This is a genomic window from Streptomyces sp. NPDC002520 (assembly GCF_053595235.1).
Window position 1 is genome coordinate 109758 of sequence record NZ_JBSFXG010000028.1, and the last position, 11287, is coordinate 121044.

Annotated in this window: 13 protein-coding genes; 6 read left to right on the forward strand and 7 right to left on the reverse strand. The window is 68.7% G+C overall.

The window, feature by feature from the left end:
• Positions 1 to 91: 91 nt before the first annotated feature.
• A complete protein-coding gene (locus tag ACWD5D_RS31585; RefSeq protein WP_451376194.1) occupies positions 92 to 622 on the reverse strand; it encodes a winged helix-turn-helix transcriptional regulator in 531 nt (176 codons plus the stop codon).
• 263 nt (positions 623 to 885) lie between these two features.
• On the opposite strand from ACWD5D_RS31585, the gene ACWD5D_RS31590 reads away from it, so the two are divergent.
• On the forward strand, positions 886 to 1509 hold the full coding sequence (locus ACWD5D_RS31590; RefSeq protein WP_451376195.1) for a TetR/AcrR family transcriptional regulator: 624 nt from the start codon (positions 886 to 888) through the stop codon (positions 1507 to 1509).
• A gap of 69 nt (positions 1510 to 1578) precedes the next feature.
• Here the strand turns inward: ACWD5D_RS31590 and ACWD5D_RS31595 are convergent, their stop codons facing one another.
• The 4 genes from ACWD5D_RS31595 to ACWD5D_RS31610 form a co-directional block, all read right to left on the reverse strand.
• A complete protein-coding gene (locus ACWD5D_RS31595; RefSeq protein ID WP_451376196.1) occupies positions 1579 to 2298 on the reverse strand; it encodes a hypothetical protein in 720 nt (239 codons plus the stop codon).
• Positions 2299 to 2469: 171 nt separating this feature from the next.
• Positions 2470 to 2886, reverse strand: a complete 417-nt coding sequence (locus ACWD5D_RS31600) for a nuclear transport factor 2 family protein (RefSeq protein ID WP_451376197.1) — start codon at positions 2884 to 2886, stop codon at positions 2470 to 2472.
• A 213-nt stretch (positions 2887 to 3099) separates the two neighbouring features.
• Positions 3100 to 3717: an NADPH-dependent F420 reductase gene (locus tag ACWD5D_RS31605; protein WP_451376198.1), complete on the reverse strand. Its 618-nt coding sequence runs from the start codon at positions 3715 to 3717 to the stop codon at positions 3100 to 3102.
• Between the two features lie 86 nt (positions 3718 to 3803).
• Positions 3804 to 4595 (reverse strand): zinc-dependent alcohol dehydrogenase family protein, encoded by a 792-nt coding sequence (locus ACWD5D_RS31610; RefSeq protein WP_451376199.1) that lies wholly within the window; start codon positions 4593 to 4595, stop codon positions 3804 to 3806.
• 454 nt (positions 4596 to 5049) lie between these two features.
• Here ACWD5D_RS31610 and ACWD5D_RS31615 point away from each other — a divergent pair, with 454 nt between their 5' ends.
• Entirely contained in the window at positions 5050 to 5253 is a 204-nt protein-coding gene (locus ACWD5D_RS31615; protein ID WP_023544341.1) for a cold-shock protein, read from the forward strand.
• An 88-nt stretch (positions 5254 to 5341) separates the two neighbouring features.
• A complete protein-coding gene (locus tag ACWD5D_RS31620; RefSeq protein WP_451376200.1) occupies positions 5342 to 7051 on the forward strand; it encodes a DEAD/DEAH box helicase in 1710 nt (569 codons plus the stop codon).
• A 225-nt stretch (positions 7052 to 7276) separates the two neighbouring features.
• Here the strand turns inward: ACWD5D_RS31620 and ACWD5D_RS31625 are convergent, their stop codons facing one another.
• Positions 7277 to 8620, reverse strand: coding sequence for a cellulase family glycosylhydrolase (locus ACWD5D_RS31625; protein ID WP_451376206.1), 1344 nt, complete (start codon positions 8618 to 8620; stop codon positions 7277 to 7279).
• 401 nt (positions 8621 to 9021) lie between these two features.
• On the opposite strand from ACWD5D_RS31625, the gene ACWD5D_RS31630 reads away from it, so the two are divergent.
• From ACWD5D_RS31630 to ACWD5D_RS31640, 3 genes are all read left to right on the forward strand, one after another.
• Positions 9022 to 9384, forward strand: coding sequence for a hypothetical protein (locus tag ACWD5D_RS31630; RefSeq protein WP_451376201.1), 363 nt, complete (start codon positions 9022 to 9024; stop codon positions 9382 to 9384).
• A 111-nt stretch (positions 9385 to 9495) separates the two neighbouring features.
• Entirely contained in the window at positions 9496 to 9663 is a 168-nt protein-coding gene (locus ACWD5D_RS31635; protein WP_451376202.1) for a hypothetical protein, read from the forward strand.
• Positions 9664 to 9963: 300 nt separating this feature from the next.
• Positions 9964 to 10518, forward strand: a complete 555-nt coding sequence (locus tag ACWD5D_RS31640; RefSeq protein WP_451376203.1) for a hypothetical protein — start codon at positions 9964 to 9966, stop codon at positions 10516 to 10518.
• A 227-nt stretch (positions 10519 to 10745) separates the two neighbouring features.
• Here the strand turns inward: ACWD5D_RS31640 and ACWD5D_RS31645 are convergent, their stop codons facing one another.
• Entirely contained in the window at positions 10746 to 11162 is a 417-nt protein-coding gene (locus tag ACWD5D_RS31645; protein ID WP_451376204.1) for an SDR family NAD(P)-dependent oxidoreductase, read from the reverse strand.
• Between the last annotated feature and the right edge of the window lie 125 nt (positions 11163 to 11287).

Below are 11287 nucleotides of genomic sequence, written 5' to 3' on the forward strand. Positions count from 1 at the left end.
CACGTTGGCCGGCAGACACGCTCGAGTGAACGCCATCGCCGACCAGTTGCTCGGCAGCCGTGTTCAGGCCGCTGGACAGCGAGAGCCGACGTCAGTCGGCGGTCGGCGCCGGCTCTTCTGCCTCGTCCAGGTGGAACCGGCGTCGGATGTTGGGACGGCTGAGGAGCTTCGGGGGATACCCGGGGCCGGGGCGAGGAGTGACGTCCTCCCAGGTCAACGGTTCCCTGCAGTGCGAGCACACCACCACCCCGTGGGCGTCGTGACCACAGGTTTCATGGCGGGTGACCACCGGCGCCCCCTCCTCGCTCGCCAACCACCGGTCGCCCCACGCCGTCATGGCGAGGATGACGCCATAGAAGTCACGGCCCGACTCGGTCAACACGTACTCGTAGCGGGCCGGCTGCCGTTCGTACATCTGCTTCTCGAGAAGGCCCGCCTCCACCAGCCTGCGCAGCCGCTCCGTCAGCGTGTTCCGGGCAATGCCCAGCTCCTGCTGGAACTCGTCGAACCGGCGGATCCCGTAGAACGCCTCTCGCAACACCAGCGGGGTCCACCAGTCGCCCAGCAGGTCCATGGTCCTGGCCACCGAGCACGGCCAGTTCGCAAACGATGTGCGTCTCATACAGCGATGGTACGAGTCCTCTAGTGAGACTCAGCAGTTAGTGAGGCAGGCCACTCGTGGATGAGCGAGTCAGCCTGGTTGTCCGTGCAGGTCAGCCAGACCTGTCGGGCTGCCACGACGCCGCGGCCGCGGTGTGCATCCGGGCTCCGGCTCAGGCTCAGGCCTTCCGGCGTGGGTGCGCTGCCGTGGTGATCACGGGGCTGCTCGTCGACCGAAGGAGACCGTTGTGGTCCAGGTGGACCACAACGGCGTACCGTGAGGACATGGGAAGAAAGCGAGGCTTCGACGAGGCCGCTGTGCTCGACGTCGTACGTGACCAGTTCTGGACGACCGGGTTCGCGGGCACCTCCACCTACGACCTCATGGAAGCCACCGGTCTGGGCAAGGGCAGCATTTACAAGGCGTTCGGCAACAAGCACGACTTGTATGTGCGTGTCTTCTCCGACTACTGCGAAGATCTTCTCGCCCAGGCCCGCGAGCAGTTGCAGGGTGGTCCGGAAGCAGTGCTTACCTCGCCGATGGCGCGACTCGAGCGCTACCTCGTCACGCTCGCCAAGACCTTTGCCGACGAGTCGCCCCACCGCGGGTGCTTCCTCACCAAGGTCACCGCGGACCGCGCCGGTGAGGACGAGAAGGTGGCGCAGACGGCCCGCCGCGCATTCGACGATCTCGCCGACGTCTTCGCGGCCACGATCCACGACGCCCAGGACGCGGGTGAAGTGGCCGACCACGTCGACTCCTCGGCCCTGGGATATGTGCTGCTGAGCGTCATCAGGGGCATCGACTCCATCGCCAAGGCGGATGTCGACGGGGCGACGCTCGAGCGGACGGTGCGATCCGCTCTGGCTCTGATCCCCAGGGCCGGCTCCTTCCACACGGAGGGCTGATTTCGCCGAGCGCCCGGTCAGCGCCCCGCTGTCCGAGGCGGCGTCGGCGCGGGTGCGCTCGTGTGGTGGTCAGGCGAGAGAGATCTCGGTGAGATCGATGGCGACAAGGACCGGCTCGGGCAGGACCCGTCCATCCATGTCAATGGGGAGAACGTAGCGGTGGGTGGGGAAGACCAGCCCCGACGCCGTCTCGTGCTTCTCGCACAGATGCGCCGCCGGCGTCCCGCCGAGCACCTCGGCGGCGTAGTCGTGGCGTCGTAGCAGGCCCGCGGCGTCGTAGTGGAAGACCTGCTCCTTGACGTGTGTGGCGATGGTGTCAGGGAAGGTCGCCCGCAGCCGTCGCCAGATCTCGCCGTTTTCCTCCCGGGGATCCAGTTCCTCCACGACGACGTCAGGGCGCGTCAGCAGGTAGGGGGCCGTGAGGTAGTTCCACATGGCGTAGCCCGCGAAGTACAGCACGTGGAGTTTGTCCCAGGGGGTGTCCGGGCCATGGCCGGCGAAGGCCGCGCGTGGTGAGGTCCTCTCGGCGACGACCTCGCCGTCCTGCCTCTCGATCGCGACTCGGTCGGGCGTGAACACGCCGCGCAGTCCCGGGCCGGTGAATCCCGCAAAGACCACGCGCTCCTGCTGCACGTCAACGGTCATGTCCGCAGCGGCGAGGATGCCCTGCCGGCCACGGAGGGTCCACAGAAGCCCGCCTATGGATCCGCGTACGCGGATCGCCGTCGCCTCTTGCCATCGCCGGAGGCCGCCATGGGCCTCGACGGCAAGATCCAGTAGGGCGTTCATGTGCAGGTCACCACCTTGATCGACGCTTTCACTCGCCTGCTCCTGGGTGCCGGGATGAGGTGGGGGCCCGCGACGCTCGAGTCTGGATGGGGTACGCGACGCCGGAGGCTGGCCGGACGTGGTCTCTATGCCGCCCTGCGCAGTACGGGCCCGAGCCGTTGACCCGGTGGATCAGGACGGCCGATCGGCATGGCCGGCCTGGGGGTTGGTGAACATGGGGTTGCCCGCGACGGTCTCCTGCGCGGGAACCTCGTCCTGAAGGACGTCCCAGTGCTCCACCACCAGGCCGTCCTCGAAGCGGAAGATGTCGACCCCGAGGAGGGGTGCGCCGGATCCACCGGAGTACCGGCCGTGGACCATGACGAGGTCTCCCTCGGCGATGATCGCCCCGGGCTCGTAGCGCGAGGCGTCGGGCAGTTCGGCGATGAACCTGCGCAGCCCGTCCTTGGCAGGCGGGATGAACGGGTTGTGCTGGACGTAGTTCGGGTGCAGGTACCGGTCCAGCGCGGCGAAGTCCTTGGAGCTGAAGGCGGTCGTCAGGAATTCGAGGACGGCGGCCTTGTTGCGCTCCGTCTGGCTCTGGCGCATCGGATCCTCCACAACTTTTGTTGACCAGTAGGACCACTATAGGCACGTTGTGGTCTAATCGGTCAACAATATGATTTGTCGGATTGTTTTCCGATACTGGCTGATTGGCCCGGAGGGGAGGAGATCTATATAGACGACCCGCGGGTGCGGTCGGCACGACGGTTCATGATGTTCCTCCTGCGCGCCGAGTCCGCGCGGGCCTCGGCCAGGGCGTCAGGCGACGTCCTGCAGCAGCAGGTGCTTGCCGCTGAGCGGACCGTCCAACTGCAACAGCCGCCCGCCCTCGCGCAGACCGCCGAGGTCCAGGGTGGCGAATCCGAATTCTTCCAACAGGGCGGCCACGGTCGCCTTCGCAGTGGCGTCGTCACCCGCGTAGAAGGCCGCCGTCCGGCCTTGGTCATGCCGGGGGTCCGCCGCGATGAACGAGGCGAACATGTTGTTGAGAGCTTTGACGACCAGGGCGCCCGGAAGGTGCTCGGCGACCCACTCGCTCCCCGTGAGGTCACCGACGTCGTACCGGCCCCGCCATGGGTTGGCCGCTGCGTACTGATTCGTCGTGTCGACGACGATCTTCCCGGACCAGTCGGTGAGACCGGTCAGTTCCGGCACGACGAAGAACGGCACCGAGAGAAACACGAGTTCCGGCTTCACCGCATCCTCGGCCGTGACGGCATGGGCCATCGGACCCAGCCTGCCCACGAGGGTCTGGAGGGTTTCCGGGCCCCGGCTGTTGCCGATGACCACCTCATGGCCGTGGCGGATGATCTGACCGGCGATCGCCTGGCCCACCTCGCCTGCGCCGAGTACGCCGATGGTGCTGTGCGTGGTCATGGTCCTCCTCCTTGATCGTGTGCAAAGACCGGGTTGCCCGGCACCGACTCGTGCGGCCGACTCGCGGTGATTCCGTCTCCGGACATCTATAAAGGACGTCGTGCGCCCGCGCTCATCGAGAAATACGTGCGATGGGGGTTGAAGTCCAGGAGGACTTTGCCCTTCTCCTGCATGTACGCGAGGGCCTCAGCGAAGTCCCTGGCCTTGTAGACGGGAGCGGAGGGCAACGTCAGCTTTCCCTCCACGACCAGACGCGCGGACTCTGCGCTCAGGGCCGGATGGCGGAGCAGATATTTGTCCTCGTAGATCCAGAATTCCATTGTGGTGATGTTCTCCGCCCCCAGTACGTCCGGATCGGGCGTGAAGGGCTCGCCGCTCATGTAGCCGTAGTTCACCAGCAGAGCGCCTTCGGTCAACACGTCCAGCAGCAGTGAGGTGGCCGTTCCGCTCACGCCGTCGAGTCCCAGCAGCACCGGATCGTCGCCGATGATCGCACGCACACGCGTGGCCACGTCCGGGTGATCGACGAGCACGATGTCGGCGCCCAGTTCCTCGAGTTCGGTGACCACGTGCTCTCGGCGGGCGATGTTGACCGTGCGAAGCCCACGCTCCTTGGCGAATGCGATGACGGAGCGGCCGACGCCGCTGTTCGCCGCGTTCTGCACCACCCACGAGCCGGCCGGCAGGTCACGCGACTCCACAAGTAGCGCCCCGGTTGTGGGATTGATCCTGAGCATCGCGGCCTGGTCGAGACCGATGGACTTGTCGACGACCGTCAGCTTCGCGGCCGCAGCCAGCACCTGCTCGGACCAGGCGAAGGTGCCGAATGGCAGCAGGACCGTGTCGCCGGGGCGGACGTGGGTGACGTCCGGCCCCACGGCCAGGACCGATCCGCCCGTGCCGGCCCCAGCCGAGTTCTGGCCGAGTTCCAGCCGACAGCCGTGCCCGCGCAGCGTCGTGATCTCAGGTACTTGAGAGGACGGCGCTGCCGCGTGCCGACGAACCGGCCGACGCCGCAGCCCTGCCGTGATGACGTCGAGAGTCCATGTCGAACCGAACCGGTTCTCGTCCCAGACCTGGGACGGATCTCGGTCAGACCTCGGCCGGACCTCGGCCGGACCTCGGCCGGACGAGGTCGTACCGGCAGCTCACAACCCCGATGCGAGACTCGATGACCCGGTCACGGGCCGCTGAGCTGTGCTACTGTTTCGGTGTTGCAGTTGTGGTACCCATGAACCTATGTGCGCCTGACGGGAATGTTTCTCCTCCAGGCGCATTATTTGTTTTTCCGGCATCTCCGGATGGGGCCTCTGCCTACAGAAGGAGAAGGTCATGGCACAGGGAACCGTGAAGTGGTTCAACGCCGAAAAGGGTTTCGGCTTCATCCAGCAGGACGGCGGCGGTCCCGACGTCTTCGCCCACTACTCGAACATCGCGACCCAGGGCTTCCGTGAGCTGCAGGAGGGCCAGCGGGTCTCCTTCGACGTCACGCAGGGCCAGAAGGGCCCGCAGGCGGAGAACATCGTCCCCGCCTGATCGGCCGGACGCGTATCCACTCACCGGGGTCCGCACCGTCATGGTGCGGACCCCGGTTTGTGCTGTTTCCAGGAAGGCAGACCACTGCATGTCCCGCAGGCCCCAGAAGTCGAACCGGCGTGCCTCGTCACCCTCACCCTCCGCGGCGTCACCAAGAGAGTTCCGACTGCCGGAAAGCACCACACCCGCGCTGCCCGCCGTCGAGGACTTCGCCGCCCTGGACATGCCCGCGGGGCTGCTGAAGACCCTCACCGCGCAAGGCGTGACCAGCCCGTTCCCCATCCAGGCCGCCACCCTGCCCAACTCGCTCGCCGGCCGTGACCTGCTGGGACGGGGACGCACCGGCTCCGGCAAGACCCTCGCGTTCGGGCTGGCGCTCCTGGCCCGCACGGCCGGGCTGCGCGCGGAGCCCAAGGCGCCTCTCGCCCTCGTGCTGGTGCCCACCCGTGAGCTCGCCCAGCAGGTGACGGACGCGCTGACCCCCTACGCGACGGCGGTGAACCTCCGACTGGCCACCGTGGTCGGCGGGCTGTCCATCACCAGGCAGGCCGGCTTGCTGCGGCGCGGCGCCGAGGTGGTCGTGGCGACACCGGGCAGGCTCAACGACCTCGTGGAACGCGGGGACTGCGTACTCGACCAGGTACGCATCACGGTGCTGGACGAAGCCGACCAGATGACCGACATGGGCTTCCTGCCGCAGATCACCAAGCTGATCCAGCAAGTACGGCCCGACGGACAGCGCATGCTCTTCTCGGCCACCCTCGACCGCAACATCGATCGCCTGGTGCAGCGGTTCCTGACCGACCCCGTGGTGCACTCCGTGGACCCCTCGGCGGGAGCGGTGACGACCATGGAGCACCACGTGCTCCACGTCCAGGACGAGACCGACAAGAAGGCCGTCACCACGCGCATCGCGGCCCGTGACGGCCGGGTCATCCTCTTCCTCGACACCAAGAGGTCCGCCGACCGGCTCGCCAAGCGGCTCCTGGCCGTCGGTGTCCGCGCGGCGGCACTGCACGGTGGCCGCTCCCAGCCGCAGCGGAACCGCACCCTGGAGCAGTTCAAGAACGGCCAGGTCACCGCGCTGGTGGCGACGAACGTCGCGGCCCGAGGCATACACGTCGACGACCTCGACCTCGTGGTCAACGTCGATCCGCCGACCGACCACAAGGACTACCTCCACCGCGGTGGTCGTACGGCCCGCGCCGGCGGTTCCGGCAGCGTGGTCACGCTGGTCCTGCCCGAGCAGAAACGGGACGTCACCCGGCTCATGTCGGACGCGGGTATCCGGCCCCGGACGGCTCGCGTCACGTCGAGCGACGCGGAACTGGCCACCATCACCGGCGCCCGCGAGCCTTCCGGCGTGGCCGTCACCATCGAGGTCCCCCAGCAGGCGACACCGACGGCGTCCAGCCCGGACCGGAAGACCGGCACCAAGCCCGGCAGGCGATCCAGCGGCCGACGCCGAAGCGGCGGCGGGGCGAATCCGGCGACCGGTGCTGCCACCAGGACGGAGAACCGGGGTTCCGACCGCCGGGCCCCGGCCGGGGCGACAGCGGCTGGTGGCTCCTCCGCAAGCGGCGGGCGCGGTGCTGCCCGCCGAGCGGGATCTGCCGGGACCACGACCGGTGCCACCGGCGCGGGCGGCCGCAGCTCCGACCGCCAGTCCGCGGCCGGTGCGGCATCCGGCAAGACGGTCCGCGGATCCGGCCGGCGGGCGGCGGCCGGCGGAGCCAAGGGCGGTACCGTCGGGACCGGCGCCCGCGGCTCCGACCGCCGAGGCGGCCGCCGCACCTGAGCGGAGGCGAACGACGCCTGAACCTCGACCCCAAGTCCCTGACGCAAGCGGATCGTGGCCGGTGCGGACAGTGGTTGTCGCAGACGATCGCGATCCGCACGTCCGCCGGGTTTCGGCGAGCGCAGGCCCAAAGGGGCGCTCTGGCCCGGAGATCGTGGCGCCAGGGGCTGGGTTTCGAGGACACCAGCACCCTGCGCCCGTCGGCCGGGAATCGGCGCGACCGTGTCAGCGGCGCGTGACCGTCACCGTCACACGAACTCCCGGCGCGGCTGTCACCCACGCCCTTCCCGTGCCGTGGCGGCGCACCGTGGCCCCTCCTTCAGCGGTGACGCTCCAGCCCTCCGAGGGCAGGGAGATCTCGGTGATCCGGGGCCCCGGACGCGTGGAGGAGTCGAATGCCAGTCGGTACACCCCTGCGGCAGGGTCGTAGGCCGAGGACCTTACGGTGCCCGCGACCGCTTCCGCGTACGGCTCGGCGGTGATTTCCTTGTTCGTGCGGAAGGCACCGGCTTCGTCGACGGCGCAGTAGCCGCCGCCGTAGCACCACACGTATCCCGCCCAGCCGGAACTGTAGCGGCCGAGTGAGGCCATGGCGTCGCGGTAGAAGCGGCCCATGTTCGGCAGCGAGTTGTTGAGCGGCCCCCATTCGCCCACGACCACGGGAACCTTGTACTCCTTGGGGTACTGCGTGACAGCCTGCTCGTAGGCCTCGACCCAGCCCGCCGGCGGGTCGTAGTCCGCGCCGGCCTCCATGGCCGTGTTGTAGAAGTGCGGCGCGTAGACCACCTTCTCGTCGTCCACGCGGCCGAGGCCGGTCGGCACGGCCTCCCCGACGATCGGCGTCGGTTCGACGAAGACCCATCCGTCGCGGTCCACGGAGCGGATCGCGTCCGCCACGCGGTTGTACATCGGCGTCAGCTGATCGCGTTCGATGCGACGGGCCGCCGACGGCAGGTCCTCGCCCGGCCGCATCTCTCCCATCGGCTCGTTGATCACGTCGTAACCGATCACGGCCGGGTGATGGGAGAAACGGCCGGCGAGCACCTTCCACATGCGGACCTGCGCGCGCCGCAGATCCTCGTCCTCGTACAGGTGGGTGAAGGCGCGCTGCACCGCCGGTTCGAAGTACTCCGAGAACCAGTCGTCGGGGTGCGGCTCGAAGGGCAGACCGTCGGTTCTCGTGGCCCATTGCGGAATGCCGCGGTGACCGAAGGCGGGGCCGAAGACATCTTGGTGGGCGTCGATGACGACCCGCACGTCGTAGCGTTCGGCCCAGTCCAGGATGCGCTCGATCTTCCTCAGGTAGCCGCCGCTGAACCGGCCGGGGCGTGGCTCGAGGTCGTCCCAGAAGACGAGCAGGCGGGCGAAGTCGAAACCCTTGGCCCGCATGTCGCGGAAGGTCTGCTCCTTGATGGCGGACAGGGCGGTGTCACCCCGGTGCACCTTGTCCTCGACGTTCCAGCCGCGCAGCGAGAGCGTGCGGCCCTGCGCGTCGGTGAGAACGGGGACGGTGGGACTCGCGGTGCCGGCACGGGCGGCCGAGACCGGGAGCGCCGAGACCGGGAGCAGCGCGGCCGCCAGAGCGGACACGAGGGTCACACGCAGCAAGTCGGCTCCAAAGGTGATGACGGGAGAAGACGGCGCCCGAATACCGCGGGGCCGTCTCCTCGGGGACAGGGTCGCTCGTGGTTCTACCGGGCGGTAGGGCACATTGGAATCCCTTGAGCAGGGCGACTTTCCTTCAAGAGACGGCCCTCGCGCCGCCGAAGGGACACGCCCGAAGCCCTTTCGCCGGGCTCCCGCCGGGCTCGCGATCCGGACGGAAGACCGCGGCGGGTGCGGGGCGACGCACGCGGAATCCGTCATCCGTTCGGGCAGCCCGGCGGCGCACACGAGTGCCTGCGCATGCGGGGGCGCCGAAACACGCGGACGCTGGAACCGCCGGCTTCGGGACGAAGTAGCGAGGGGCGATGATCGTAACGGTGGTGTCGATGCCGGAGGTGTCCGTCACCCGTACGGACGCGGCGGAGGCACGTCACCGGCTGGCCACGGACCCCTTCGTGCTCGTCGACGTCGAACTGCCGGTGGAGGATCAGGAGGGAGAGCGGTCGGTCGCCGATCAACTGGGCCTGGACACCGAGAGCCTGGACTGGTTCGGCAGAGCGGATGAGCCGCCGCGGGCCGAGTACTTGGGGGACAGGTCCTATTTCGTGGTGCCCGTGGTCCATGAGGAGCGGATCGCTCACATCCACGTGGTGGTGACCGAGCGCTTCATGGCCACCGTGCACCGGGGCCAGGCGGACCTGGAGAGGACCCTGCGCGAGGACGACTAGGACTCCTCGGACCTCTCCTCGGGACGGGGCCAGTCGGCCTAGCGGCGAAGCAGGATGAGGGTTTGACCCAGGGGGTGGCCCAAGTGCCGTGTGGATCCGGGAGAAACCCGGGTGAGCGCCGAGCCGGAGAAGATCCGCCACATCCGCTTCGGCCCCACCTCGCCCGATCGGCTGCCACTGCGGGTGGAGGCGGTGGCGATGCAGTGCATCCGATCGGCGGACGGCTTCCTGCCGCGGCACGCACCGCAGACAACGCTCGGGCCCGCTCGCTGTGTTTGACGCGGAGGCTTACGCCGGATGCCCGTGTCCGGATGCGCGTCGGGGTCGTCGCCGCACAAGATCCTGAACATGCGCACATCTACTTCCATACGACGCTCACTTCCGCCGGCACGGCGAGGCGGCGCGAGCCATGCCATATCCGCGGCGCTTGCCTGCACCGTGCTGCTGGCGGCCACCACGGCGTGCGGCGCCACCAGCGGGGGCAAGCGCCCTTGGGGTGCACCGGGCATCAACAACCCGGCGGCGTCCGGCTCCTCGCGCCCGGCCGCAAGCATACGCCTTCCGGGCGTCGGAAGCCGGATGTCGAAGCAGATACCGGCGGGCTCCCGGCAGGCGGTCGTCGTCTACGGCAATGACCGGGATTCGTCCGACAGCACCGTCGTGTTCTACGAGAAGCGCGACACGGCGTGGAAAGTGGCGGGCAGTTGGCCCGCGCACAACGGCAGGATGGGCTGGACGACGGACCATCACCTGGACGACGAGCGCAGTCCCGTCGGCGTGTTCACCCTGACGGACGCGGGAGGCGGGCTCGAGGACCCGGGCAGCCGGTTGAAGTACTGGTACGACGACAACGCCTTCGCGTCCATGACCGAAGAGGGCGAAGCCCACGCCCACGACTTCGACTACGTCATAGCCATCGACTACAACCGGCTCAAGGGCGCCGCGCCGTTCGACTGGACCCGCCCCGAGGGGGTGGAGAAGGGAGGCGGCATCTGGTTGCACCTGGACCACGGCGATGGTACGTCGGCCTGTGTCACCGTACCGGAATCCGGGATGAAGACGCTGCTTCACACCCTCGATCCTCACCTGCACCCCGTCGTGGTGATGGGGGACCGGGACCACCTGGGGGTGTGAGCCCCTCCCTCTTCGCCGGGCACCGCCTTGACATCGAGACGGCTGCCCGGCATACGGCCGATGAAGGTCTTGAGATGCGGTTCTCGCTGCGCTCGTGACCGCCGATTCCGCGTACGACACCGGATGCCGCCCGGCGTCGCGCTCTACCGGCGTGGGACGACCGATCACGTGCGGGTCGTGCCGCCGGGGTACCTGGGCCGATTTTCCCCCGTCACCCCGGCCGGCCGTCAGTACAGCGGGCCGCCGCCGAAGGCCGCGCGGTGTGAGGCAGCGCGCCGGCCGTCAGGTTCGGTCACTCCGTACTCCGCGGCGAGTTCGGTGACGACATACGTGTGCCCGCTGCGCTCCGGCAGCCGGCTGTCGTCCGCGAGGCGGGCGATGACGGAGCCGACGAACTCGGGTGACTCGGCGTCCGCCAGCTTGAACCCGGCGATCTCCTCCACGCCGGCCTCGACCAGCCCGTCCGTGCGCACCAGACCGGGCCAGAGGGAGAGAGCCGACACCCTCGCCGCGCGCAGCTCGTGCGCCATGTCGGCGGCCATCTTGTCCAGACCTGCCTTGGAGATGCCGTAGGGCACCGAGTGCAGCGGGGCTCGGGCGCCGAAGGAGGAGATGTTGACGATCAGACCGCTGCCGCGGGCCACTGCGAGGGGGCTCGTGTTTCAGCGTCCAGGACGTGAGCGCTCAGCTCAGCGGCCGCGGGGGGGGGCGGGGCGACGGACCCGAGCCACACCAACGGCCCCGGGGCGGTGCGGGCGGACAACGAGAA